This is a genomic window from Bradyrhizobium tunisiense, from assembly GCF_042263385.1.
Lineage (GTDB): Bacteria > Pseudomonadota > Alphaproteobacteria > Rhizobiales > Xanthobacteraceae > Bradyrhizobium > Bradyrhizobium tunisiense.
The window spans coordinates 733,462-755,848 of record NZ_JBHLEV010000003.1; the positions used below are offsets into that span (position 1 = coordinate 733,462).

The following is a 22,387-nucleotide window of genomic DNA, read 5'->3' on the forward strand; positions in this document are numbered from 1 at the left end:
TTTCGCGGCGAGAATTGCTGCACGATGGATTCCGGGTTCTCGCTTCGCGAGCCCCGGAATGACGGCGTGTTGCCCGTGTGTTCACCCCTCCAGCGCGATCGCGTGAACGTGGCGGCCATAATCCGGCTCCTTGCGATGGACCGAACGGCGATAGCTGAAGAAGCGCTCGTCGGCGTAGGTGTCCACACCAAGATCGTCGATCATCAGGATGCCGGCGGCGTCCAGGCGCTTGCGGATGAAGCCGGCGAGATCGAACATCGCGTGTCCCTCGCGCACCGACGGAATGAAGAACATGGCGTTGTCCGCATCCGCTTCGATGAAGCGCGCGACGAACTCGTTGCCGACCTCGTAGCTCTCCTGGCGGATCAAGGGGCCGATCGCCGCGATGATGCCGCCGCGTGTGGCGCCGAGCCTCTCCATTGCCGAGATCGTTGCCTCCAGCACGCCAGTCAGCGCGCCCTTCCACCCCGCATGCGCGCCGCCGATCACGCGCGCGTTGGGGTCGACGAACAGCACGGGTCCGCAATCGGCGGTGGAGACGCCGAGCGCGATGCCGGGCGTTTTCGTCACCAGCGCATCGCCCTTCGGTCGCGGTCCACTCGGCCAGGGGGCCTCGGCGACGAGCACGTCGGGCGAGTGGATCTGGTGCAGGCTGAGGAAGCGTTCCGGCGCGACGCCGACATGCTCGGCCATGCGGCGGCGGTTCTCCGCGACCAGGGCCTGATCGTCGCTGGAGCCGAGCCCGCCGTTCAGCGCGGCATAGATGCCGCCGGAGACGCCGCCTTCGCGGGTGAAGAAGGCATGGCGCAGGCCGGGCACCGCCGACAGCAGCGGCGAAACGAGCGTCATGAGGCTTCTCCGGCCTGTTCGAGGTCGCTGAGGCCGGCAAGGCCCGTCAGCCGTGGCTCGGAGATGCCGAGCACCTTGAACATCGAGCCCATGCCGCTGCGGCCGGTGTCCGTCAGCCGCTTGAGGGCGATCGAAATGTCGGTGGCCACTTCCGGCGTTGCCTTCTGCATCAGGGCGGCGGCCCTTGTATCGATGCCGATCCGCTTGAGGAAGTCGCCTTGCGTCACCGGCCCATGCACGCGTGCGCCGACATCCTCGGCCGCACGCACCAGCGCCTGGAAGTCGACATGGGCGGTGACGTCGGCCTGGCCCGGCGCCTTCAGGGGATCGGCGAAGGTGTGGCGTGCAATCGCCTGAAACGTATCGCCGGCATCGCTGCGCAGATGGCCGTAGTCGATGATCAGCGCCGCGCCGTCCTGGTCGCGCACGCGCGTGGCGAGCTTCATCATCTCGCTGTCGGGCCGCCATTCGAACACGGCGCCGACGGGTGCTGCGCGCACCAAGGGCGGCAGCAGCACGTCGAAGCGTGGCGTCGGCTCGGGCGCGGCGCCGAATTGAAGCTTGCCGTTGGGATCGATCTCGATCACGCGCTCGTGCCAGCCGTTCTCGAGCCTCACCATCTGGTGGATCGGCAGCACGTCGAAATATTCGTTGGCGAGGATGATGCTGGGACCATCGGGCACGTCGTCGATGCTGTCATGCCAGTCGATGTTGCGCACGGCGGACAGCGTCGCGCCTTGCCGTTCGCGCAAGACGGGATTGACCTCGACCATGTGGATATGAAGTGCCTGGTACAGTGGCGGGAGCACCCGGAGCGCGCGCAGCGCGTCCGCCATCATGGTGCCGCGGCCGGGCCCGAGCTCGATCAGCCGCAAGAATTGCGGCGAGCCCATCTGCTTCCACACCGAGGCGGACCATAGTCCCAAAAGCTCGCCGAACATCTGGCTGACCTCGGGCGCAGTGGTGAAGTCGCCCTCACGCCCGAGCGGATCGCGCGAGACGTAATAGCCATGGCGCGGGTGCATCAGGCACAGTTCCATGTACCGCCAGACCGGCATGGGGCCGGAGGATTTGATCAGCGCCTTGATCTCGTCGAGTAGCGGCTGGTCGGTCACGGCGTACTTTCTCGAAATGAATTAACGAACGGCCTCGATGGGCTTCGGAGCACCGCGCCTGACAGCCCATACAATAAGTATGAGGCCGACGATAAGCATCGGGATCGACAACAGCATGCCCATGGTTAATCCGCCCCAGAGGAAGCCGAGCTGCGCGTCCGGCTCGCGGAAAAATTCGCCGGCGATCCGGGCCAGACCATAGATCAGGATGAAGGCGCCGAGGATCATCCCGGGCCGCCTCAGGGCACCGAAGCGGATCATGATTGCGAGCACCGTGAACAGCAGGATGCCCTCCATACCGGCCTGGTAGAGCTGGCTCGGATGACGCGGCAGCTGCGTGGGATCGTTGGGGAAGATCATCGCCCAGGGCAGGCTGGCATCGGTGGCGCGACCCCACAATTCGCCGTTGATGAAATTGGCGATGCGCCCGAGCAGCAGCCCGACCGGGGCGACCGCGGTGGTGATGTCACCAAGCGACAGGATCGAGATGCCGTTGCGATAGGCAAATGCCATCACCGCGACGACGCAGCCGAGGAAGCCGCCGTGGAAGGACATGCCGCCCTCCCACAATCTGAAGATCGCGGCGGGATGATCGATGAAGAAGGGCAGATTGTAGAACAGCACGTAGCCGGTGCGGCCGCCGAGGATGATGCCGAGCGTGACCCACAGGATGAAGTCGTCGATCTGCACCAGCGAGATCGGCGCGGGCCCGCCCCACAGACGCGGGTTCTTCAGCAGCGAGCGCGCATAGAGCCAGCCGAATACGATGCCGCAGATATAGGCCAGCGCATACCAGCGGATCGCGAACGGGCCGATCTCGAGCGCGATCGGCTTGAAGGCCGGGAAGTCGATGAGCAGAAAGGGCATCGCGCCTTCTATGTCTGAGCGAGATTGCGGCGAAGGAGCACCAGCGGACGCCGTCTGATTCTTGTTATGCAGGGACGTTGAACACGATTGCAAGGAAACCGGGGCATGACAAGGATACCGCCGGTCGGCACTTGAACCGGTTTGATCGGATTGCCATTGTCTCCTCGCGAGTTCGCAAAGTTTATCGGAAGCCCGCCAGGAGACCGACATGACCCAGACCAACAACCGGTTTTTCGACGAGATCGGCCGCCTGATGAACGACGCCGCCGGTGCCGCCCAGGGCGTCAAGCGCGAGTTCGACACGGTGATGCGCACCCAGGCCGAAAAATTCCTGCGCGACATGGACCTGGTCAAGCGCGAGGAGTTCGAGGCGGTCAAGGACATGGCGCGCCTGGCGCGTGAGGAGAACGAGGCGCTGAAGGCGCGCATCGCGGCGCTGGAAGCCAAGCTCGGCGGGTAAGACCTCTCGGCGTCATTCCGGGGCGCGACGAAGTCGCGAACCATGGTGCGCGATTGCGCACCTGGAAATCTCGGGGGTTCCGGGTTCGATGCTCCGCATCGCCCCGGGACGACGGATACGGAACGACCCTCACCACCGCAAAAAATCCCTGCATTTCCTTGTCATTTCCGCATCTTCCGGGTAAAAGCCCGCCACGTCCGCGGCCCCCGCACCCCTGGAGGCTTGCTGCGGCGTATGCCATGGGCCGCGTTGCGGCCCATTAAAATTTGCAAAAACAAGGACTTAACGACATGGCGACGACCGTCAAGGAATTGAAGGCGACCGCACGTCCGAAGAGCGGCAAGGGGGCCGCCCGGGCTGAGCGTCGCGCCGGGCGCGTGCCCGGAGTGATCTATGGCAACAACCAGCCCCCCGTCACGATCTCGATCGAAGATCGCGAACTGCGCCAGCGCATCCTCGCCGGCCGGTTCCTGACCACGCTGGTCGACATCGATCTCGAGGGCAAGAAGCACCGCGTGATTCCGCGCGACTATCACCTCGATCCGGTCAAGGACTTCCCGATCCATGTCGACTTCATGCGGCTCGGCGAAGGCGCCACCATCCGCATCAGCGTGCCCTTGCACGTGGTGAAGTCGGAAACGTCCCCGGGCGTGAAGCGCGGCGGCACCGTCAACATCGTCGCCCACGCGATCGAGCTCGAATGCGGCGTCGAGAGCATCCCGCAATTCATCGAGGCCGATGTCGGCTCGCTCGAAATCGGTCACTCGCTGCATCTGTCCGACGTCAAGCTGCCGGCCGGCGTGAAGGCGCTGACCCGCGAGGACGCGACCCTCGTCACCATCGTGCCGCCGTCAGGCTACGCCGAGGAGCAGAAGGCCGCGGCTGCGGCTGCAGCTCCTGGCGCTGCCGCGGCAGCTCCGGCGGCTGGCGCTGCGGCTCCGGCCGCTGCGGCTCCGGCCGCTGCTGCCAAGGCTCCCGCCGGCGGCGACAAGAAGAAGTAATCTCTCAAAGAGCTGGCGCGCGGTCCTTGATCGCGCGCCGAGCGAGGGGCGCGCTGCGTCATGCGACTCTTTGTTGGGCTCGGCAATCCCGGCGCGAAATACGCACGCAACCGGCACAATATCGGCTTCATGGCCGTCGACGAAATCGCGCGGCGTCATGGTTTCGCACCATGGCGCCGTCGTTTTCAGGGCGAGACCTCGGAAGGCACGCTTGGACCTGAGCGCGTGATCCTGCTCAAGCCGACGACCTACATGAACGATTCCGGCCGCAGCGTTCAGGAGGCGGCGGGCTTCTTCAAGATCGCTCCTGGCGATGTCACCGTGTTCCACGACGAGCTCGAACTGCCGCCGGGCAAGGTGCGGGTGAAGATCGGCGGCGGCATTGCCGGACACAACGGCCTGCGTTCGATCTCGGCGCATATAGGCAATGACTATCGCCGGGTTCGTCTCGGCATCGGTCATCCCGGCGTCAAGGAACTGGTGCACGGCCACGTGCTGTCGGACTTCGCCAAGGCCGACAACGACTGGGTGGCGACACTGTGCGAGGCGGTGGCCGACCACGCAGGCCTGGTTGCCAAGGGCACGGACGCGACCTTCGCCAACAGGGTCCATCTTGCCATGCAGGCGAAGGGATTTTTGACCAAGGACGAGAACGGTAAGGAATAGCGCTCGTGGGATTTAAATGCGGGATCGTCGGGTTGCCCAATGTCGGCAAGTCGACCTTGTTCAATGCGCTGACCGAGACGGCCGCGGCGCAGGCCGCGAATTATCCGTTCTGCACCATCGAGCCGAATGTCGGCGAGGTCGCCGTGCCCGATCCCAGGCTCGACAAGCTCGCGGCGATCGCCAAGTCGGGACAGATCATCCCGACCCGGCTGACCTTCGTCGACATCGCGGGCCTCGTTCGCGGCGCTTCCAAGGGTGAAGGCCTCGGCAATCAATTTCTGGCCAACATCCGCGAGGTCGACGCCATCGCGCATGTGGTGCGTTGCTTCGAGGATTCCGACATCACGCATGTCGAGGGCAAGATCGCCCCGCTCGCCGACATCGAGACCATCGAGACCGAGCTGATGCTCGCCGACCTCGACAGCCTCGAGAAGCGGGTTGACAACCTCACCAAGAAGGCCAAGGGCAACGACAAGGACGCCAAGGAGCAGCTCGACCTCGTCAACCGCACCCTGGTGCTGCTGCGCGAGGGCAAGCCCGCGCGCCTCGTCGAGCGCAAAGCCGAGGAGGAGCGCGCCTTCGGGATGCTGGGCTTGCTGTCGTCCAAGCCGGTGCTCTACGTCTGCAACGTCGAGGAAGGCTCGGCCGCAACGGGCAATGCGTTCTCCAAGGCCGTTGAAGAGCAGGCCGCCAAGGAAGGCGCCGTCGCCGTCGTCATCTCCGCCAAGATCGAATCCGAGATCGCGACCATCTCACGCGAAGAGCGCGCCGACTTCCTGGAGACGCTGGGCCTGGAGGAGGCCGGCCTCGACCGCCTGATCCGCGCGGGCTACACGCTGCTCGACCTCATCACCTACTTCACCGTCGGCCCGAAGGAGGCGCGCGCCTGGACCATCTATCGCGGCACCAAGGCGCCGGGCGCGGCGGGCGTGATCCACACCGATTTCGAAAAGGGCTTCATCCGCGCCGAGACCATCGCGTATGAGGACTACGTTGCGCTGGGCGGCGAAGCCGGCGCACGCGATGCCGGCAAGCTCAGGCTCGAAGGCAAGGAATACGTCGTCGCCGACGGCGACGTGATGCATTTCCGGTTCAATACGTAAGGCTTGTCATTCCGGGGCGCGCGAAGAGCGAACCCGGAATCCATCGGGCGTCAGAGCCAATGGATGAATGGATTCCGGGTTCGCCTCTTCGAGGCGCCCCGGAATGACGGGCTAGCGCATCCCTCCGCCCTGGTCCCGGATCGCGCCGAGATGCTCGTTGATGCGGAACACGATCAGGATCAGCTCCGCGACGATGCGCGAGAACACGATGCCGACGACGACGCTGGCGATCGACGACAGCAGCATCAGGAAGCCGCCGAACGGGCTGATCGCCATTGCAGCGAGCCCTGAGAAGATGCCGGAGAGGCCGAACAGGCAGATCAGCGCGATCACCAGCCAATAGAAGGTCTTGATGATCGTCGGCGTGATGAAGCGGTCCCATTGGAAAAGGTCGCTGAATGAAAACATTGCTCTCCCCAGGGCAAATCGGGCCCGCAAAGCGGCCTTGGTACTCGGGTTCTGGCCCTCGATTGGTCCGACTCAAGGCCGCCGCCACCCCGTATGTAGCACGAGCCATGCGGGCCGGCGGGTTGAGATTGCCGCAAAGTGCGGCCACAATCTGTCATTCCCGCAAAGCTTACCCGAGATGACCCTGACCTTCGAAGATTTCCCGCCCGGCCGGTTCGGCACATTCGGCCCGCGCCATGTCACCCGCGACGAGATTTTGGCCTTCGCCGCCGAGTTCGATCCGCAGCCCATGCATCTGGACGAGGAGGCCGCAGCCAAAAGCATGCTGCGCGGCCTGTCCGGTTCGGGCTGGCACCTCTGCTCGCTGATGATGCGGATGATGGCCGACGGCTTCATCACCCGAGCCGCTTCGCTAGGGTCTCCCGGTGTGGATGAGGTCCGCTGGCTGTCGCCGCTCAGGCCGGGTGACGACTTGACACTCGATGTCGATGTGCTGGAAGCGCGTACCTCGAAGAGCCGGCCCGAGCTCGGCATCGTCACGTTCAAATGCACCGCGCGCAACGCGGCGGGGCAGGCGCTCGCCGAGATGACCTCACCGATCCTGATCAAGCGGCGCGAGGGGACGGCCTGATGCGGTTCTTCGAGGACATCGAGATCGGTCAGCGCCGCGAGATCGGCGCCTACACGTTCACGGCGCAGTCGATCAAGAACTTCGCCGCCAGGTTCGATCCGCAGCGTTTTCATCTCGACGAGGAGGAGGGCAAGAACTCGCTGTTCGGCGGGCTCGCCGCCTCGGGCTGGCATGTCGGCTCGGCCTGCATGAGCCTGCTAGTCGCCGACGGCCAGCGTCTGGCGCGCGAGGCCGCGGCGCGCGGCGAGGTGGTTGCGGTGTGGGGCCCGTCGCCGGGCTTTCGCGACCTGCGCTGGATCAGGCCGGTGCTCGCCGGCGATGTTGTCTCTTACGTCAATGTCGTCATCGACAAGCGCACCTCCGCCTCGCGTCCCGGCTGGGGCATCCTGACCGCCCGCACGACCGGCACCAATCAGCGCGGCGAGGACGTCTACTCCATCACTGCCAGCGCCTTCGTGCCGACGCGCGTGGAGGCCGGTTAGATCTGTTCCAGGATGAACGGTCCCAAATGTGCGCGAGTGTTGCCCGCGCGCTATGGACGCGTTTTGGGACGGCTGCCATAAGCCTGCGCAACATGGTTAGCGCGAAGCAGTTCGGCGGAACCATCGAGTTGCTAACTAATTATGAACCTGTCGCTGTCTATTTGAAACGAATGGGCAGAGACAGGGGACGAGGACCATGGCAGATCGCGGCGCACTCAAGTTTGTTGGATTCATCTTCGCGACCGCGACGCTGGCAGTGATGCTGGTCGCCGGCATGGTGGTGAAGGGCTATGCCGATGGCGCCTACACCCTGGAAGCCTCGACCGTCGACGCGAGCCGGTAAGAGTTCGTTAATTTTCGCGGCCGGCCCTCCGGCCGCACCTCAGCGGCTATAGACGAACGCCAGGATGGCGATCGCAACCGCCAGCAGCCCGACAAAGCGCAGCATGATCGTGCCGATTTGATTCGGCGCGGGCCGCAGCGGTATCGGGTCCGTGGTGTCGGGCCGAATGCTTTCCATGTGAAAATGTCCCCAGGCCCGGCCGAACAGGCCACGGGCGCTTGGCATTCGTCGCTGCGGAAGGGTGGAGGGTTCAAATCGCCGTGCTGGCTGCGGTGAGTGTGTGAACGTCTGTCCACTGCCGCGCTGTCCTACCTTTCGCGACCACACCACTGTCATGCCCCGGCTTGATCCGGAACATCCAGTACGCCGAGGCCTCTCGGCCCGATCACCGCCGTCTGGAATACCGGATCACCTGCTTTCGCGGGCAATGACACCTCTGTTGGCGGAACAGTGTGGGCCTGTCGCACCTCCCAGAATCAAAGCCGCCGCGCCCCCTTTCGGGAACGCGGCGGTTCGGTGATGCTTTCGTCGAGCAATCAGCTGTTGCGCAGGCCGTCGGCGGCGCGCTTCCACTGCGCGACGTTGTCGGCGATCATGCGGGTCGACTTCATCGCGGCCTGGCTGAGCTGGGCATAGCCGGAGATCTCGCGCTGGACGCGCTGGCCTTCTGCGTGGAGCAGGTCGCGCAGGCTCTCAAGCTCGGAGATCAGGTTCTCGATCTCGGCGAGCGAGGTGCCGGCGACGCGCTGGATCAGCGAGTTGACGTTGGTGACCGTGGCTTCCGCGCTCGGGTCGAGCGGGGGCGCGTCGGCGGTGGTGGTAGCAGCCGGACGACGCAGATAGGCGATGTCGTTGCGGACGAAATCGCGGATGCCGGCTTCGACTTCCGTCACGGCGGCGAGGTTGGTGTCGACCGTCTCGGTCTCGGTGGCTTCGATCTTTTCGGGACGCATGGCGTTCATCGTTGTTCCCCTGTTCGCGTTGAGCGCAGCGCGAGTGTCCCCCGCACGACGACGTCTGTGAGGCTTCCCTATCAGGGCGTCCGATTTTGACCGCAAATGGGCCGAGATGCGGCAAGGGCGGACCATTCGGGGGTTTTGCCGTGGCGCATGGTTAGGAGAGTGTGAATGCGGCGGAGACTAGCCTCTATCCCCTCATGGTGAGGAGCGCGCCCTTCGCGCGTCTCGAACCATGAAAGGCCCGGCTCCCGCAGCAGGGACCTGTCCTTCGGGACACGCTCCTTGAGCGTCCTCCGGATGAGGAGATAGAGCGGGGTTCGCCCTACCAGCTCTTCTTGAAGCCGGCCGTCAGGCTCTTGTTGATGGCGCCTTGCGAGGTTTCGCCGACCGAGCCGGAGACGGTGACGTTGTCGAACAGCTTTTGCTCGGCGCCGACCTTGCGCAGCCATTTGTCGTCGGTGGTCGACAGCGTCTGGCCGGCGGTGATGCTGGTGCCGGTGTCGACGAGGGTGACCTTGGCGGACTGGTCGGTCTCGTAATTGCGCGTAGTGATGTGGCCGCCGATGCCGGGCACGGCGGTGGTGCCCTGCTGATTGACGCTGTAGCCGTTCTGGAGCGTCAGCGAGGTGTCGCCCGACAGCGGCACCGATTTGATCAGCGACGCCCCGATCTTGCTCTGCTCCGCGCCGGGATCGACGCGGGCTTCCACCGCGGTCTTGTCCCAGATCGAGCCCGCGCCGGGCGCGGTCGCCGTCGCCCAGGCGCTGCCGGAGGATTGCGGCAGGTTGCCGCCATTGGTGGCCTTCTGCGCCAGCAGCTCGGACATCGTTCGCGGCTCGCTGGTCACCGTCATGTTGGCGCCGATCCTCGTATCCCAGAACGAGAATACCGACTGCTTGACCGTCACCGCCGAGGAGCCGTTTGCATTGGCGTTCGACGACCAGTCCAGTCCGTCCTTGGCGGCGGACTGGGCGCGCTTCCTGGCGGCCATCGGGTCAATGCCGGTGCCGGCGTCGACCGCGAGCTGGCTCCAGTCGAGCTTGTCGACGTCGATGCCTTTGAGCACGTCGGGGTCGTTGACGTCGGGAGCCTCCGCCACGGCCTCCGTCTCGGCTTCGTCGTCAGGCGCGGCTGCTGGGGAGGAGAAGGGCAGAATGATCTGCGCCGAGACCGTCAGCGCCGAGCCCAAAACGAATGCGGCCGCCAGCATCGGCAGCCTTGTCCAGCCAAACCCTGTCGAGAATTCCATCGTCCTGCCCGCAAGCCCCAGCGCATGCTTTCCGATAATATATATCGGCCGTCAGCAAAGACCATGCGCCATTCCGCGCTGAAAATGCTGATGCATCGTTGCGAAATTGTGGCGGGTTTTCGAGGCGGCGAACCAACGGGCCGCGCGCAAGGCGCGCGCCCGATGACGATCTTGTGACGCGACGGCATCCGGCGGGGCTGGAGGCCAGGACGTCGCGGCCGGCATCGTCATCGGTCCCGAACGACGGGGCCCGTTGGCGTCCCCCCTGAAGCGCGATGATCGCGCTTCAGGTTGTTGTTCGCATGATCTTTTCGGACCCTTCGGGTCCGGATCATGCGTTAGCCGACGCTGGTCATCTTCGGCAGATGAATGGCGCGGCCGAGTGCCTGCTCGACCAGGTCGAACGTGTCGATCAGGACGCGCATGCTGACGAGCTTGCCCGCCCTGAACTGGGCGAACTGCGCGACCCGCAAGCTGATCGGCTTGTTCGAATCCAGCGCCGTCAGCGAATAGCGCACCATCGAGCCCGCGGAATCGATGCCGAGCATGATGCTCTCGCGGTCGAAGCGGCGGACCTGGAAATTGTCGGCGAGCTGTCGGATGACCTCGAGCACGGCGTCCTTGCCCTGGCGCGCGCCGAGGAACGGAAACATGTCGATCGGGCCGTAGAGCGCCCATTCGACGTCCTCGTCGATCAGGGCCTCGATATCAGCGAAATGCCTGTCGTTGATCGCGCGGTGCAACGCGCGCGAGAAACGCCAGAGGCTGTGCTCTGTCATTTTGGGCAGTCCTGAAGCTGGCTTGCGAAAGAAACGGAAAACAACCCCATGCACAGTCAGGTGCCGAGGCTCAACTCGTTTGTATACGAACAAAATAGGGGGTTTCGGCCAAAACGCAATTCACGTTTTCGCAATGCACAATTGCGCGCAATTTGTGAGAATTGCAACAGAACCCCGTAGTTTCCCGGTTTTGGCCGGCGCGGGTTCCCATCGAGACGGCGGGCTACCCGTCCACCCCCGGCCCCAAGATCAACGGCCCGATCTCGCGTTCCAGCACCTGCTGCACCAGATCGTAGGAATCGATGATCTCGCGGATCTGCGCCACCAGCCCGCCGCGGAAGCTGTAGAACACCGCCATGTCGAACTGCACGACCCGGCCGTTGCTGCGTTTCCTGAAATAGGTCTGCATGTAGGTCGCGACCTCGTCGCCCTCCGCGACGATGACGGGTGCCTTGTAGCGGACCTCCGAATAGCGCGACCAGATCGTCTGCCAAAGTTCGCGCAACTCCGCCTTGCCGTGGCGCGGCACCATGTGCGGCAGCACGTCGATGGGCGCGTGGGTCAGGAAGTCGACGTCGTCGGTGCAGCACGCCAGCGCGGCTTCGAGATCGCCGCGCGCGAAAGCATCGAGCAGTTGCACGACGCGCTGGCGATTCAGCTTCTCCACCGTCATTCCGCCCGTCCTTGTTGGTCTTGTGCGTTACGCAAGGCTAACGCGTGGGCTCACGCACCGGCAATCCGCACGATCACCGGGATGTTCCAACCGGTATGACGCGCGAGTACAATGCCAGGTTCATGGTGTGCAATTGCCGGTTGAGCCGGAGCTTCGTCGCCCGGTTCCCCGCCGCAGTCAGCCGCGTGGCGCGCAGGCGCGCATGGACGAAAGCGCAATGCCGGAGGTCACGCATGGACCGGCGACCACCCGCACCCGCCAAGCTTGGGCTGACAAGCGCGGGGCGAGGTGAAGGGGCCGCGTGACCCATCTCACATCACCGCTTCGACGTCCCGCCTAACGTCATTGCCATGTCATCAGGGAGACGTGCCATGGCCGCCATCGCCACCGCCAGAAAATCCCGCCTGCACAACGCGCTCGAAGGCCTCGCGCTGACCGCGACCCTGCAGAGCTTCCCGACCTTCGCCGCCGCCGCCTTCCTGCTCAAGCTCTGCGGCGACCACGACCTCTCCGGCGACCCCGGCGTCGCCATCTTCGTCGCCATCGCCTCGTTGACCCACGCCCTGATCGCGGTAGCCCTCGGGCCGAGCTTCCCCGTCTTCTTCAAGACCGTCTATGAGCCGAAGTTCTTCGAGGCCCATCTGTCGCTGTCCGACAAGATCACCGCATGGCGCACCCAGCCGGTCGCCTCGCTCCAGCTTGTCACCATCGTGCTGCTGCTGTCGGTGATGGCGGTGGTGACGGCGAGCGTGGGGTGAAGGGCACAAATCCCTCCTCGTCATTTCGGGGCGTCGCGAAGCGGCGAGCTATGATGCGCAATTGCGCATCTGATAATTCATAGTCACGAACGGCAGTGGTGAAGCGATAGTGTGCCTACCTCTTCTTCCACCCACCCCGCCGCCCCGGCTGCCCGCCCGTCGACTTCGGCGCAGGTCCGAACTCCGGGCCCGACTGCCGTGAATCCGTCGGTTGGATGATCCGGCTGTTCCCTCCGAACGGCTTCGCCGGCAGCGTCTGCTTCTCGCGATAGGGCAGCGACTCCGGGCCGTGCATCTCGTCGAGGTGCGGCTTGTGCACGCGTGAGCCCTTGCCGGCGCCGGCCTTGAGGGCCGTTGCGGCGCTCTTGTTCTTCATGGCGCTGACGGGGAGATTGGCGGCCTCGCCATACTTCTTGGTGCCGGCATAGGCGCCGGCCTTGCCCGCGACGGTCCGTTGCTTGACCGTGGGGTCGTCGACGACCGCGAGCTCGGTGGCACGCAGGCGCTTGACTTCGTCGCGCAGGCGGGCGGCTTCCTCGAAGTTCAGATCTGCGGCGGCCTCGCGCATCCGCGTTTCCAGATCGGCGAGCACGGTTTCGAAATTGTGGCCGATCGAGATGACGTCGTCGGTCATGTCGTGGCCGCCGACCTCGACCAGCACGTGGTCGCGCTCGTAGACGGAGTTGAGGATGTCGCCGATCTGCTTTTTCACGCTCTCCGGCGTGATGCCGTTGGCGGTGTTGTACTCGACCTGCTTCTCGCGGCGGCGGTTGGTCTCGGCGATGGCGCGCTCCATCGAGCCCGTCATCTGGTCGGCATAGAGGATCACCTTGCCGTCGACGTTGCGCGCGGCGCGGCCGATGGTCTGGATCAGCGAGGTCTCGCTGCGCAAAAAGCCTTCCTTGTCGGCGTCGAGAATGGCGACCAGCGCGCATTCGGGAATGTCGAGGCCTTCGCGCAGCAGGTTGATGCCGACCAGCGCGTCGAAGGCGCCCAGACGCAGATCGCGGATGATCTCGATGCGCTCGATGGTGTCGATATCGCTGTGCATGTAGCGCACGCGAATGCCCTGCTCGTGCAGGTATTCGGTCAGGTCCTCCGCCATGCGCTTGGTGAGCACCGTGATCAGCGAGCGGTAGCCCGCCTGCGCCGTGGCGCGGACCTCGCCGACGAGATCGTCGACCTGGGTGCGGGCCGGGCGGATATCGACCGGCGGATCGATCAGTCCGGTGGGACGGATGACCTGCTCGACGAACACGCCACCGCTCTCGTTCAGCTCCCAGCCGCTCGGCGTCGCCGACACCGCGACGGTCTGCGGCCGCATCATGTCCCATTCCTCGAAGCGGAGCGGGCGGTTGTCCATGCACGACGGCAGGCGAAAGCCGTACTCGGCCAGCGTCGCCTTGCGGCGGAAGTCGCCGCGGAACATGGCGCCGATCTGCGGGATGGTGACGTGGCTTTCGTCGGCGAAGATCAGCGCGTTGTCGGGGACGTATTCGAACAACGTCGGCGGCGGCTCGCCGGGGCGGCGTCCGGTGAGATAGCGCGAATAGTTCTCGATGCCGGCGCAGCTTCCCGTCGCCTCCATCATCTCGAGGTCGAAAGTGGTGCGCTGCTCCAGCCGCTGCGCCTCCAGCAGGCGCCCCTGATGATGGAGCTGGTCGAGCCGCTGCTTCAGCTCTGATTTGATCGACTTGATCGCCTGCACCAGCGTCGGGCGCGGCGTCACATAGTGCGAATTGGCGTACATCTTGATGAATTCGAGCTCGTCCTGCTTGTGGCCGGTGAGCGGATCGAACTCCTCGATGGTTTCGATGGTGTCGCCGAACAGGTTCACGCGCCAGGCGCGGTCCTCATAGTGCGCCGGAAAGATGTCGATGACGTCGCCGCGCACGCGAAAGGTGCCACGGGTGAAATCGGCCTGGGTGCGCTTGTATTGCAGCGCGACGAGGTCGGCGATGAGCTGGCGCTGGTCGATGCGCTCGCCCTTCTTCAGCGCGAAAGTCATCGCGGTGTAGGTCTCGACCGAGCCGATACCGTAAATGCAGGACACCGAGGCGACGATGATGACGTCGTCGCGTTCGAGCAGCGCGCGCGTCGCCGAGTGGCGCATGCGGTCGATCTGCTCGTTGATGGACGAGTCCTTCTCGATATAGGTGTCGGTGCGCGGGACGTAGGCTTCCGGCTGGTAGTAATCGTAATAGGAAACGAAATACTCGACCGCGTTGTCAGGGAAGAAGTTCTTGAACTCGCCGTAGAGCTGGGCGGCGAGCGTCTTGTTCGGCGCAAGGATCAGCGCCGGGCGCTGCGTCTTCTCGATCACCTGCGCCATCGTGTAGGTCTTGCCCGAGCCGGTGACGCCGAGCAGCACCTGGGTGCGGTCGTTGCGACCGATACCCTCGACCAGCTCGGCGATCGCGGTCGGCTGATCGCCGCGCGGCTCGTAGGACGATTTGATCTCGAAGCGCACGCCGCCTTCGGACTTTTCCGGGCGCGGCGGCCGGTGCGGCGTCCACACTTTGGTGGAGCCGTCGTCCTTGCGGAACTCCGGACGGCCCTCGCGGATCAGCGACTCCAGCGCATCGGCGGTCGCCTTGACGCCGAGCGCCTCCATCTTGCTGCGCGGCGGACGCGCCAGCGCCTCGGCGTCGTCTTCCTCCGTGGGCAGTCCGAGCTGCCGCGCCAGTTCCGGATCGAGCGTCGGGATCGTGGCGGCGGTTCCGTAATTGGCCTGCGGCGCTTCCTCCAAGCCCGCCAGTTCGGATGACGAGCGCGCGCCGGGCGGCTGCGGATGGGGCCGCAACGGCATCGGCCGCGTCACATCCTGCGGAAACTCCTTGGGCGTCGAGGCCCGCGCCCGATGCGCCGCGGCCTCGCCGCCGGATCGCCGGTCGCGCGAATTGTCCGGCGGCGGCTGCAGCCCGGTGCCGGATCCGAGCCCCGCATCGCCGCGGTTGATCGCGGGATTGAGCAATTCGGCCAGCGCCGGCCCAATCGGCTGCACATCGGGGCGATGTGCCTTCGAGTTCGGAGCCTTGGTCTTGGGGGATTTGCCGGATTTTTCGGAGGATGCAGGTTTCTTCGCCATGAAGCGAATATGGGACGAGTCCGGCCCGCGATAAAGGGCGAATGCCCGTCGTCATGCAGGCTGCTGACAGCAGGTTGGCAGCAGCCTCGAGCCTCACGCCGCCGGCAGCGGCCCCTCGTCGTCCTGCGCCGTGACATTCGGCTTCAGGACGTCGAGGTGGATGCCGCCGCAATCGGTGCAGCGCATGGTCCAGTACTCGCATCCGGCGCGCCCGCCGATCACGCGGAGCACCGAGAGATCCCCGTCGCATTCGGGGCAGTTGGAGAGCACGGCGCGGGTGTAGATCCTCGGTTGCGAGGTGTCTTCGATTTCGATGACGGACATGACCGGTGGCCCCCTTTGTGCTGTCCCTGGTTCGCTTGCCGTCCTGCTCGCTTATTCGTCGTCGCTATCGGCCCGCCGGCGGAAGCGGTCGATATGGTGCTTGGCGTCGGCGATCGCGGCGTTCTGGTCGGGCCAGGCGAAACCGACTTCCATGGCCGGAAACAGGACGCCGTCGATGGCGAGGGGGCTGAGATCGGCGCGGCGGATGCGGGCGTGCCAGAGGCCTTTGCCGGCCTCGAAGGATTCGATGTCAAAGCCGTCGTAGATGGTCGTCATGGTCGTCCCCAAAGTGTTCCGTACGTGTCTTGTTGGAGGGTTAGGGGACCACGAATGCGGAATTTGGGATGTGAAGCCGTTCACAAGTGGCCGGCTTTTTGTCTTTGGACGCAGTCTTGGGACGTCGGTCTTGGGGCGTCAGTTCCGAGCGGCGGTGCGGCCGCTCCGTTTCACGGGGCGGGCCGCGGGTTCCGCCGCCGCGCGCATGATCCAGCGGCGGAACGCGGCAAAGTCGCGCTGCTCGGTCTGGAAGCTGCGATAGAGCAGGTACCAGCGCATGCCCTTGGGGACCGAAAGGTCAAATGGCGCGACCAGCCGGCCGGCGGCGAGGTCGTCGTCGATATAGGGCCGGATCCCCATGGCGATGCCGAGCCCGTCGGCCGCGGCCTGCAGCGCCTGGCCGTAGAACTGGAACTCCGGCCCGCGCGCGTTGATACGAGCGAGGTTCGCGGCTTTCAGCCAGATCGGCCAGTCCTCGGGTGAGTGCGCGACACGGATCAGGCTTGGTCCCTTCAGGTCGGCCGGGCGCTTCAGGCCGCTCGCGAGGCGGGGCACACAGACCGGCGTGAGGTCGCCGGCGAACAGCGGCTCGGCGACGAGGCCGGGCCAGTCGCCGGTGCCGAGCTTGATGCCGCAGCTCCAGTCCTCCCCGAACGGTACTGCTGCGCCGCCGGTGGTGAAGCGAACCTCGATGTCGGGCTCCTCGTTACGGAATTCCGACAGGCGCGGGATCAGCCACCGCATCGCAAAGGTGTGGCCGACGCCGATGGTGAGCACGCGGACGCTCGAGGGCGCCGTCACCTGCGCGGTGAGGCTCGCCAGCGCGTCGAAGATCGGCGTCAGCCCGCTTTGATAGGCGCGGCCGGCCTGGGTCAGCACCAGGCGATTGGCCTTGCGCTCGAACAGCGCGACGCCGAGCCGCTCTTCCAGGAGATGGACCATGCGGCTGACGGCGGCCGCCGACACGCTCAGTTCGAGCCCGGCCGCAGCAAAGCTGCCGGTCCGCGCCGCCGCCTCGAATGCCTTGATGCCGTTGAGAAACAGCAGCCGCCGCAAATGCCAGACCCTCAGGAAAGCTGATGCCAGACCAAGATAACCCAGTTTGCGCGAGATGAGCAAGCAAGGCACGTTCGCCTTCGCCACACACCGACAGGAGACGTTCGTGACGCCCATCATGACCGCTGCCCTCGGATTGCTGATGGTCGCCACCGCGTTTCTGTCGGGGCTGTTCGGCATGGCGGGCGGGCTGATCCTGATCGGCGTGCTCCTGGCCCTGATGCCGCTGCCGGCCGCGATGGTGCTGCACGCGATCACGCAGATGGCCTCGAACGGCTGGCGTGCGTTTCTGTGGCGGGCGCATATTCGCTGGCGGCCGGTCGCGAACTATCTGGTCGGCGCGGCCGTCGCGCTCGCGGCCTGGTCGTTCACCCGCTACGTGCCGGACAAGCCGATGGCGCTGCTGCTGCTGGGCATCACGCCGTTCATGGCGCGGCTGCTGCCGGCGAGCATCAAGCCGGATCCTGACAGGCTCTGGCAAGGCACGGTCTACGGCACGATCTGCATGGGCCTGATGCTGATGACCGGCGTCTCCGGCCCGCTGCTCGACACCTTCTTCCTCGGCGGCGATTTCGGCCGCCGCGAGAAGGTGGCGACCAAGGCGATGTGCCAGCTCGTCAGCCACTTCACCAAGCTGATCTATTTCGGCGGCATCATCGACCAGGCGGCGAGCCTCGATCCCGTGCTTGCCGGTGTCGCGATTGCCGCCTCGATGCTCGGCACCACGCTGGCGCGACGCATCCTCGAAGCCATGACCGACCAGCAATTCTTGGCCTGGTCGAACAAACTGATCACCACCATCGCCTGCTACTACATCGCCTATGGCGGCTGGCTCATGCTGCGCACGGAGGTAGCGGTCGCCTTCGACAAGGGAGTTTTGCAATGAGCGAGACAGCCGATCCGCTGGTGCTGGACTTCGTCGAATGGGTCGCGCGTGAGCCGCGCGCCTATGCCGAGGTGGTCGCGACGTGGAAGACCTCGTGCCCGCGCCTCACCATCTGGGAAGACGCCGCCGACCGCGGCTACGTCGCGCGCGAGACGATTGCCGGCCTCGGGCTGGTCATCGCGGTGACGGAGAACGGGGAGAGGTTGCTGACAAACGGGCGGTGAAGCGCACATCCGTCTCCCACATCGTCATTGCGAGCGCGAGCGAACCAATCCAGAATGTCTTTTGCGGCGGCAGGCTGGATTGCTCGCCGCGCTCGCAATGACGGAGCGGAATGGAGGCGCCTTGCATGTCACTCAAGCTGTTCGAACTCGTCGGCACCGACGCTTCGCGCCCGTTCAGCCCGTATTGCTGGCGCACGAGGATGGTGCTCGCGCACAAGGGTCTGTCGGCGGAATCTCTGCCCTGGCGCTTCACCGAGAAGAGCGCGCTTGCGCCGCACGGCTCCGAGAAGGTGCCGGTGCTGCTGCATGACGACAGGGCGGTGGTCGATTCCTGGACGATCGCGAACTATCTCGAGGACAATTTCCCGGACGGTCCGTCGCTGTTCGGCGGCGAGGGCGGCCGCGCCATGGCGCGCATGATCAACGCCTTCGGCGACATCGCCATCGTCGGCGGCATCTTTCCGCTGATCGTTGCCGACATCCCGAAAAATCTGGCCGAGACCGACGCGGACTATTTCCGCAAGTCGCGTGAGGCGCGGTTCGGTGGCAAGAGCCTGGAAGAGGTTATGGCGAGCCGCGACACCGGCGTGGTCGCCTTCCGCAAGTCGCTCGAGATCATGCGGCAGACGCTGAAGAAGCAGCCCTATCTCGGCGGCGAGGCGCCGAACTACGCCGACTACATCGTGTTCGGCGGCTTCCAATGGGCGCGCGTGGTGAGCCCGTTCAAGCTGCTGGAAGCCGATGATCCGGTTTATGCCTGGCGCGAAAAACTGCTCGACGCGTTCGACGGCATGGCAAGGCGATCGCCGGGGCATCCCGTGTAGGGCGAACTCTACTCCTCACGGTCGTCCCTGCGAACGCAGGGACCCATACCGCGTGATGTATCGATTGCGGATGGTCGGAGTACCGCACGACCAGTCTTCGCCAAACGTCTCCCTGGGGTTATGGGTCCCCGCGTTCGCGGGGACGACACCGAGGGTGTGGCCCGGGCTCCGGCATCACCCAGAGCGTTACACCCTTACTCCGCGCTCGCTGCCTCTGCCGCCGCCTTTCTCAGACAGTCCCGGCACAGGCAATCCTCGCCCTTGACCGGCATCGGCAGGCGCGCCGTTTCCTCCGCGCACCAGCAGGTGCCCGAGAGGTCGCAGCCGAATTCGGTGCCGCAGCGGGAGCAGGCGAGGCGGCGTGGTTCCTGGGACGAAGATTCTTGCGGATTTGTCATGATTTACGTCGAAGCTTCGCCGTGATTTTCATGTCGGGTTCATCGGTCGTTGCGGTATATTAGGCATCGCGCGCGGACTCGGAAAGCGGCTCCCGCCACGCGAAGGACAAATCGATGGCCCGCGATTCGCAAGCCGCGCTCGTCGCGCTCAACCGTTTTGGCTTCGGCGCCCGCGGCGGCGCCTCGGGCGATCTCGTCAACGCAAGCTCCGATCCGCGCGGCTTCGTGAAGGCCGAGCTCGCGCGTGCGAGCGGCGTGCTGCTGGAGGCGCCCGGCCTGCAATCGACTCAGCAGCTCGGGCAAGCCGTGTTCGCCTATCAGGATCAGGTCAGGCAGGCGCGCGAAGCCGCGAAGGCCGCCGGGCCGGCCGAGACGCCGCCGGTTGCGCCAGCCGAGCAGAAGCCCGCCCTCCGCCGCAATCTCTCGCTGAATGCGGCAGCAACGGAGGTCGCCGGCCAGATGACGGAGGCAAAGCCGGCGGATAACGCGGCGAAGCCGGAGGCGATGCAGCCCAACGCCGCTGCGCCGCCGGCCGCAAAGCCGGCTCCGCAGCCGCTCAACGTCATCCAAAAGACCTTCCGCGCCGAGGCGCTGGCGCGGCTGCAGCGCGCCACGCTGGCCGAATGCGGCTTCACCGAGCGCCTCGTCGTGTTCTGGTCCAACCATTTCTGCATCTCAGCGAGCAAGGGCGAGCTGGCGCGGATCTGGGCCGGCGCGTTCGAGCGCGAGGCGATCAGGCCGCACGTGCTCGGGCGCTTCGCCGACATGCTGAAAGCCGTCGAGCAGCATCCGGCGATGCTGTTCTTCCTCGACAACCAGCAATCGCTCGGCCCGGATTCGCGCGCTGGCCAGAACCGCAAGCGCGGGCTCAATGAGAATCTGGCGCGCGAGATCATGGAGCTGCATACGCTCGGCGTCGGCGGGGGATACACGCAGGACGACGTCACCTCGCTCGCGCGCATCATCACCGGCTGGACTTTCGCCGGCCGGCAAGGGCAGCTCGGCGCCCCCGGCTCCTTCGTGTTCAACTCCAATGCGCACCAGCCCGGGCCGCAAATGCTGCTCGGCAAGACCTATGAGCCGACGGGGCTCGCGCAAGGCGAGGCCGCGCTCGCCGACATCGCGCGGCATCCGTCGACCGCGAACTTCATCGCCGCCAAATTCGTCCGCCACTTCGTTGCCGACGATCCGCCGCCGGCACTCGTCGCGCGCCTGCGCGATGTCTTCGTCAAGACTGATGGCGACCTCAAGGCGCTTGCCATGGCGCTGGTCGATTCCGAGGAAGCGTGGCAAGCGCCGCTGACCAAGATGCGCTCGCCTTACGAGTTCCTCGTCGCGAGCGGCCGGCTGCTCGCGCGGGTGCCGGAAGATCCGAGCCGCTATCTCAATGGCCTCAATCTGCTGGGGCAACCGCTATGGTCGCCGGCCGGGCCCAACGGCTTTCCCGACACCAACGCAGCCTGGGCCGCGCCCGAGGGCATGAAGCTCAGGCTCGACATCGCGGCGCAGATTGGCTCGCGGCTCGGCAGCAATATCGATCCGATCGACCTCCTGGAATTCGCGGCAGCCGATGCGGCCTCCATCGAGACGCGGCGAGCGGTCGAGCGTGCGGAGTCGCGACAGCAGGCGCTGACGCTGCTGTTGATGTCGCCGGAAATGCAACGGAGATGACGATGATCGATTGCGTCGAGAACCGGCTTCTCACCTCGCGCCGCGGTCTGCTGCTCGGCGGCGCCTCGTTCGCGGCCTGGGCTTACCTGCCGAAATTCGCACGCGCCGCCGATGGGCGCGATCCCCGCCTGATCGTGGTGATCCTGCGCGGCGCGCTCGACGGGCTGGCGACCGTGGCGCCGCTCGGCGACCCCGACTATGCCAGCCTGCACGGCTCGATCGCGCTCAGCGCAGATGGGGCGCATCCCGCGATCATGCTCGGTAGCTTCTTCGTGCTGCATCCGGCCATGCCGGAATTTGCGCGCATGTACCGCGACAGGCATGCCGCGGTGATCCACGCGGTGGCGACGCCCTATCGCGACCGCTCGCATTTCGACGGCCAGGACGTGCTCGAAAGCGGCTACGCCGGCCCGGGACGCGTGCAATCCGGCTGGCTCAACCGCGCGCTGGAAGCGCTGCCGCGCGGCGAGCGCGTATCGAGCGGCCTTGCGGTCGGACCCACCACGCCGCTGGTGCTGCGCGGCAATGCGCCGACGGTCGGCTGGGCGCCGGTGGCGCTGCCGCAAGCCGACGACGACACCGCGATGCGCCTCGTCGATCTCTACCGTCACCGCGATCCCGCATTGGCCATGGCGTTGTCGCAAGGCCTCCAGCTCGACAAGGCCGCGAGCGGCGACGACATGAAGCGGAAGCCCGGCAATGCCGTCGCGCAGATGCGCCAGGTGGCGCGTGGCGCGGCCAAGCTGATGGCGGCGGACGACGGCCCGCGCATTGCCGCACTTGCTTTCGACGGCTGGGATACGCATGCCAATGAAGGCGGCCCGGTCGGCCGTCTCGCCTTCCTGCTCGGCGGGCTCGACGGCGCAATCGCCGAATTCGAAAGCGGCCTCGGCGATCGCTGGCGCGACACCGTCGTTGTGGTCGCCACCGAATTCGGCCGCACCGCGCGCATCAATGGCACCGACGGCACGGATCACGGCACCGGCACGATCGCGCTGCTCGCCGGCGGCGCCGTGACGGGCGGCCGCGTCATCTCGGACTGGCCGGGCCTCAAGCTCGCCAACCTCCATGAAGGGCGTGACCTCAAGCCCACAACGGATCTGCGTTCGGTCATCAAGGGCGTGCTGCAGGATCAGTTCGGCCTGTCCGACCGCGTGCTGGCCGAGACGGTGTTCCCGGACAGCGCGAGTGCAAGGCCGATGAAGGGATTGGTCGGCTGAGACATATCCGTCGTCATTCCGGAACACGCGAAGCGCGAGCCCGGAATCCATCTCCCCGCTGGCTCTGCTGCAAAATG

At 65.6% G+C, this 22,387-nt stretch carries 27 protein-coding genes; 13 read left to right on the forward strand and 14 right to left on the reverse strand.

Translation table 11 applies throughout. The features are described 5' to 3' along the window. Window positions 1–81: 81 nt before the first annotated feature. Genes pgeF through lgt form a run of 3 tightly spaced genes read right to left on the reverse strand, consistent with a single transcriptional unit; the run spans window position 82 to window position 2,831 of the window. Window positions 82–849 carry a peptidoglycan editing factor PgeF gene (gene pgeF, locus ACFDR6_RS16770; RefSeq protein ID WP_212080304.1) on the reverse strand — a complete coding sequence of 256 codons (768 nt, stop codon included), beginning with the start codon at window positions 847–849 and terminating at the stop codon, window positions 82–84. Further along, the gene (locus ACFDR6_RS16775) at window positions 846–1,964 is read right to left on the reverse strand and encodes a class I SAM-dependent methyltransferase (protein ID WP_212080313.1); all 1,119 of its coding nucleotides are present in this window, start codon (window positions 1,962–1,964) and stop codon (window positions 846–848) included. Before ACFDR6_RS16775 ends, pgeF begins: the two co-directional genes overlap by 4 nt. Before the next feature lie 21 nt (window positions 1,965–1,985). Continuing rightward, a complete protein-coding gene (lgt, locus tag ACFDR6_RS16780; protein ID WP_212080315.1) occupies window positions 1,986–2,831 on the reverse strand; it encodes a prolipoprotein diacylglyceryl transferase in 846 nt (281 codons plus the stop codon). A 208-nt stretch (window positions 2,832–3,039) separates the two neighbouring features. On the opposite strand from lgt, the gene ACFDR6_RS16785 reads away from it, so the two are divergent. The 4 genes from ACFDR6_RS16785 (at window position 3,040) to ychF (ending at window position 6,061) form a co-directional block, all read left to right on the forward strand. After that, window positions 3,040–3,291 carry an accessory factor UbiK family protein gene (locus tag ACFDR6_RS16785; RefSeq protein WP_007596812.1) on the forward strand — a complete coding sequence of 84 codons (252 nt, stop codon included), beginning with the start codon at window positions 3,040–3,042 and terminating at the stop codon, window positions 3,289–3,291. 290 nt (window positions 3,292–3,581) lie between these two features. Next, window positions 3,582–4,292, forward strand: coding sequence for a 50S ribosomal protein L25/general stress protein Ctc (locus ACFDR6_RS16790; RefSeq protein WP_212080317.1), 711 nt, complete (start codon window positions 3,582–3,584; stop codon window positions 4,290–4,292). A 60-nt stretch (window positions 4,293–4,352) separates the two neighbouring features. After that, on the forward strand, window positions 4,353–4,958 hold the full coding sequence (pth, locus tag ACFDR6_RS16795) for an aminoacyl-tRNA hydrolase (RefSeq protein ID WP_375858900.1): 606 nt from the start codon (window positions 4,353–4,355) through the stop codon (window positions 4,956–4,958). A 5-nt stretch (window positions 4,959–4,963) separates the two neighbouring features. Then, on the forward strand, window positions 4,964–6,061 hold the full coding sequence (ychF, locus tag ACFDR6_RS16800; RefSeq protein ID WP_317242370.1) for a redox-regulated ATPase YchF: 1,098 nt from the start codon (window positions 4,964–4,966) through the stop codon (window positions 6,059–6,061). A 111-nt stretch (window positions 6,062–6,172) separates the two neighbouring features. On the opposite strand, the gene ACFDR6_RS16805 is transcribed toward ychF, so the two are convergent. Next, complete coding sequence (locus tag ACFDR6_RS16805) at window positions 6,173–6,469, reverse strand: DUF4282 domain-containing protein (RefSeq protein WP_212080329.1); 297 nt, start codon at window positions 6,467–6,469, stop codon at window positions 6,173–6,175. 178 nt (window positions 6,470–6,647) lie between these two features. Here ACFDR6_RS16805 and ACFDR6_RS16810 point away from each other — a divergent pair, with 178 nt between their 5' ends. From ACFDR6_RS16810 to ACFDR6_RS16820, 3 genes are all read left to right on the forward strand, one after another. Continuing rightward, window positions 6,648–7,100, forward strand: a complete 453-nt coding sequence (locus ACFDR6_RS16810; protein ID WP_317242371.1) for a MaoC family dehydratase — start codon at window positions 6,648–6,650, stop codon at window positions 7,098–7,100. After that, window positions 7,100–7,582, forward strand: coding sequence for a MaoC family dehydratase (locus ACFDR6_RS16815; protein WP_212080331.1), 483 nt, complete (start codon window positions 7,100–7,102; stop codon window positions 7,580–7,582). Before ACFDR6_RS16810 ends, ACFDR6_RS16815 begins: the two co-directional genes overlap by 1 nt. A gap of 196 nt (window positions 7,583–7,778) precedes the next feature. Next, window positions 7,779–7,925 carry a hypothetical protein gene (locus ACFDR6_RS16820; protein WP_212080335.1) on the forward strand — a complete coding sequence of 49 codons (147 nt, stop codon included), beginning with the start codon at window positions 7,779–7,781 and terminating at the stop codon, window positions 7,923–7,925. Between the two features lie 39 nt (window positions 7,926–7,964). On the opposite strand, the gene ACFDR6_RS16825 is transcribed toward ACFDR6_RS16820, so the two are convergent. The 5 genes from ACFDR6_RS16825 to ACFDR6_RS16845 all read right to left on the reverse strand — a co-directional run bounded on the left by ACFDR6_RS16825 (window position 7,965) and on the right by ACFDR6_RS16845 (window position 11,585). Then, on the reverse strand, window positions 7,965–8,102 hold the full coding sequence (locus tag ACFDR6_RS16825) for a hypothetical protein (protein ID WP_212080336.1): 138 nt from the start codon (window positions 8,100–8,102) through the stop codon (window positions 7,965–7,967). Between the two features lie 359 nt (window positions 8,103–8,461). After that, the gene (locus ACFDR6_RS16830) at window positions 8,462–8,887 is read right to left on the reverse strand and encodes a hypothetical protein (RefSeq protein WP_212080337.1); all 426 of its coding nucleotides are present in this window, start codon (window positions 8,885–8,887) and stop codon (window positions 8,462–8,464) included. Between the two features lie 319 nt (window positions 8,888–9,206). Then, window positions 9,207–10,133: a hypothetical protein gene (locus tag ACFDR6_RS16835; protein WP_375858901.1), complete on the reverse strand. Its 927-nt coding sequence runs from the start codon at window positions 10,131–10,133 to the stop codon at window positions 9,207–9,209. A 338-nt stretch (window positions 10,134–10,471) separates the two neighbouring features. Then, a complete protein-coding gene (locus ACFDR6_RS16840; RefSeq protein ID WP_375858902.1) occupies window positions 10,472–10,912 on the reverse strand; it encodes a nuclear transport factor 2 family protein in 441 nt (146 codons plus the stop codon). A gap of 223 nt (window positions 10,913–11,135) precedes the next feature. Continuing rightward, window positions 11,136–11,585 carry a nuclear transport factor 2 family protein gene (locus ACFDR6_RS16845; RefSeq protein ID WP_212080343.1) on the reverse strand — a complete coding sequence of 150 codons (450 nt, stop codon included), beginning with the start codon at window positions 11,583–11,585 and terminating at the stop codon, window positions 11,136–11,138. A gap of 371 nt (window positions 11,586–11,956) precedes the next feature. Between ACFDR6_RS16845 and ACFDR6_RS16850 the strand changes: the two genes are divergently transcribed. After that, on the forward strand, window positions 11,957–12,343 hold the full coding sequence (locus ACFDR6_RS16850; RefSeq protein WP_212080344.1) for a hypothetical protein: 387 nt from the start codon (window positions 11,957–11,959) through the stop codon (window positions 12,341–12,343). A gap of 115 nt (window positions 12,344–12,458) precedes the next feature. Here the strand turns inward: ACFDR6_RS16850 and uvrB are convergent, their stop codons facing one another. From uvrB to ACFDR6_RS16870, 4 genes are all read right to left on the reverse strand, one after another. After that, window positions 12,459–15,431 (reverse strand): excinuclease ABC subunit UvrB, encoded by a 2,973-nt coding sequence (uvrB, locus tag ACFDR6_RS16855; RefSeq protein ID WP_375858903.1) that lies wholly within the window; start codon window positions 15,429–15,431, stop codon window positions 12,459–12,461. 93 nt (window positions 15,432–15,524) lie between these two features. Then, window positions 15,525–15,755: a hypothetical protein gene (locus ACFDR6_RS16860; protein ID WP_375858904.1), complete on the reverse strand. Its 231-nt coding sequence runs from the start codon at window positions 15,753–15,755 to the stop codon at window positions 15,525–15,527. 51 nt (window positions 15,756–15,806) lie between these two features. Further along, window positions 15,807–16,031 (reverse strand): hypothetical protein, encoded by a 225-nt coding sequence (locus ACFDR6_RS16865; RefSeq protein WP_317242379.1) that lies wholly within the window; start codon window positions 16,029–16,031, stop codon window positions 15,807–15,809. Between the two features lie 138 nt (window positions 16,032–16,169). Next, entirely contained in the window at window positions 16,170–17,087 is a 918-nt protein-coding gene (locus tag ACFDR6_RS16870) for a LysR substrate-binding domain-containing protein (protein WP_212080776.1), read from the reverse strand. A gap of 106 nt (window positions 17,088–17,193) precedes the next feature. On the opposite strand from ACFDR6_RS16870, the gene ACFDR6_RS16875 reads away from it, so the two are divergent. The 3 genes from ACFDR6_RS16875 (at window position 17,194) to ACFDR6_RS16885 (ending at window position 19,021) form a co-directional block, all read left to right on the forward strand. Continuing rightward, the gene (locus ACFDR6_RS16875; RefSeq protein ID WP_375858905.1) at window positions 17,194–17,973 is read left to right on the forward strand and encodes a TSUP family transporter; all 780 of its coding nucleotides are present in this window, start codon (window positions 17,194–17,196) and stop codon (window positions 17,971–17,973) included. Beyond that, window positions 17,970–18,197 carry a hypothetical protein gene (locus ACFDR6_RS16880; protein ID WP_375858906.1) on the forward strand — a complete coding sequence of 76 codons (228 nt, stop codon included), beginning with the start codon at window positions 17,970–17,972 and terminating at the stop codon, window positions 18,195–18,197. The genes ACFDR6_RS16875 and ACFDR6_RS16880 overlap by 4 nt, the downstream gene beginning before the upstream one ends. Window positions 18,198–18,322: 125 nt before the next feature. Beyond that, complete coding sequence (locus ACFDR6_RS16885; RefSeq protein WP_375858907.1) at window positions 18,323–19,021, forward strand: glutathione S-transferase family protein; 699 nt, start codon at window positions 18,323–18,325, stop codon at window positions 19,019–19,021. 194 nt (window positions 19,022–19,215) lie between these two features. Here ACFDR6_RS16885 and ACFDR6_RS16890 read toward each other — a convergent pair whose 3' ends face one another. After that, the gene (locus tag ACFDR6_RS16890) at window positions 19,216–19,419 is read right to left on the reverse strand and encodes a cysteine-rich CWC family protein (protein WP_317242382.1); all 204 of its coding nucleotides are present in this window, start codon (window positions 19,417–19,419) and stop codon (window positions 19,216–19,218) included. Between the two features lie 114 nt (window positions 19,420–19,533). On the opposite strand from ACFDR6_RS16890, the gene ACFDR6_RS16895 reads away from it, so the two are divergent. Both ACFDR6_RS16895 and ACFDR6_RS16900 read left to right on the forward strand, forming a co-directional pair. Further along, complete coding sequence (locus ACFDR6_RS16895) at window positions 19,534–21,090, forward strand: DUF1800 domain-containing protein (RefSeq protein WP_317242383.1); 1,557 nt, start codon at window positions 19,534–19,536, stop codon at window positions 21,088–21,090. Then, window positions 21,087–22,310 (forward strand): DUF1501 domain-containing protein, encoded by a 1,224-nt coding sequence (locus ACFDR6_RS16900; RefSeq protein WP_375858908.1) that lies wholly within the window; start codon window positions 21,087–21,089, stop codon window positions 22,308–22,310. The genes ACFDR6_RS16895 and ACFDR6_RS16900 overlap by 4 nt, the downstream gene beginning before the upstream one ends. Window positions 22,311–22,387 lie beyond the last annotated feature (77 nt).

What these genes read in the sequence shown, in the direction of transcription:
- ACFDR6_RS16890 (WP_317242382.1), bottom strand. Translation starts at nt 19,419, where the DNA reads ATGACAAATCCGCAAGAATCTTCGTCCCAGGAACCACGCCGCCTCGCC.
- ACFDR6_RS16825 (WP_212080336.1), bottom strand. Translation starts at nt 8,102, where the DNA reads ATGGAAAGCATTCGGCCCGACACCACGGACCCGATACCGCTGCGGCCC.
- ACFDR6_RS16810 (WP_317242371.1), top strand. Translation starts at nt 6,648, where the DNA reads ATGACCCTGACCTTCGAAGATTTCCCGCCCGGCCGGTTCGGCACATTC.
- pth (WP_375858900.1), top strand. Translation starts at nt 4,353, where the DNA reads ATGCGACTCTTTGTTGGGCTCGGCAATCCCGGCGCGAAATACGCACGC.
- lgt (WP_212080315.1), bottom strand. Translation starts at nt 2,831, where the DNA reads ATGCCCTTTCTGCTCATCGACTTCCCGGCCTTCAAGCCGATCGCGCTC.
- uvrB (WP_375858903.1), bottom strand. Translation starts at nt 15,431, where the DNA reads ATGGCGAAGAAACCTGCATCCTCCGAAAAATCCGGCAAATCCCCCAAG.
- ACFDR6_RS16785 (WP_007596812.1), top strand. Translation starts at nt 3,040, where the DNA reads ATGACCCAGACCAACAACCGGTTTTTCGACGAGATCGGCCGCCTGATG.
- ACFDR6_RS16865 (WP_317242379.1), bottom strand. Translation starts at nt 16,031, where the DNA reads ATGACGACCATCTACGACGGCTTTGACATCGAATCCTTCGAGGCCGGC.
- ACFDR6_RS16845 (WP_212080343.1), bottom strand. Translation starts at nt 11,585, where the DNA reads ATGACGGTGGAGAAGCTGAATCGCCAGCGCGTCGTGCAACTGCTCGAT.
- ACFDR6_RS16790 (WP_212080317.1), top strand. Translation starts at nt 3,582, where the DNA reads ATGGCGACGACCGTCAAGGAATTGAAGGCGACCGCACGTCCGAAGAGC.
- ACFDR6_RS16860 (WP_375858904.1), bottom strand. Translation starts at nt 15,755, where the DNA reads ATGTCCGTCATCGAAATCGAAGACACCTCGCAACCGAGGATCTACACC.
- ACFDR6_RS16830 (WP_212080337.1), bottom strand. Translation starts at nt 8,887, where the DNA reads ATGAACGCCATGCGTCCCGAAAAGATCGAAGCCACCGAGACCGAGACG.
- ACFDR6_RS16900 (WP_375858908.1), top strand. Translation starts at nt 21,087, where the DNA reads ATGACGATGATCGATTGCGTCGAGAACCGGCTTCTCACCTCGCGCCGC.
- ACFDR6_RS16805 (WP_212080329.1), bottom strand. Translation starts at nt 6,469, where the DNA reads ATGTTTTCATTCAGCGACCTTTTCCAATGGGACCGCTTCATCACGCCG.
- ACFDR6_RS16840 (WP_375858902.1), bottom strand. Translation starts at nt 10,912, where the DNA reads ATGACAGAGCACAGCCTCTGGCGTTTCTCGCGCGCGTTGCACCGCGCG.
- ACFDR6_RS16850 (WP_212080344.1), top strand. Translation starts at nt 11,957, where the DNA reads ATGGCCGCCATCGCCACCGCCAGAAAATCCCGCCTGCACAACGCGCTC.
- ACFDR6_RS16835 (WP_375858901.1), bottom strand. Translation starts at nt 10,133, where the DNA reads ATGGAATTCTCGACAGGGTTTGGCTGGACAAGGCTGCCGATGCTGGCG.
- ACFDR6_RS16885 (WP_375858907.1), top strand. Translation starts at nt 18,323, where the DNA reads ATGTCACTCAAGCTGTTCGAACTCGTCGGCACCGACGCTTCGCGCCCG.
- ACFDR6_RS16820 (WP_212080335.1), top strand. Translation starts at nt 7,779, where the DNA reads ATGGCAGATCGCGGCGCACTCAAGTTTGTTGGATTCATCTTCGCGACC.
- pgeF (WP_212080304.1), bottom strand. Translation starts at nt 849, where the DNA reads ATGACGCTCGTTTCGCCGCTGCTGTCGGCGGTGCCCGGCCTGCGCCAT.
- ACFDR6_RS16880 (WP_375858906.1), top strand. Translation starts at nt 17,970, where the DNA reads ATGAGCGAGACAGCCGATCCGCTGGTGCTGGACTTCGTCGAATGGGTC.
- ACFDR6_RS16895 (WP_317242383.1), top strand. Translation starts at nt 19,534, where the DNA reads ATGGCCCGCGATTCGCAAGCCGCGCTCGTCGCGCTCAACCGTTTTGGC.
- ACFDR6_RS16815 (WP_212080331.1), top strand. Translation starts at nt 7,100, where the DNA reads ATGCGGTTCTTCGAGGACATCGAGATCGGTCAGCGCCGCGAGATCGGC.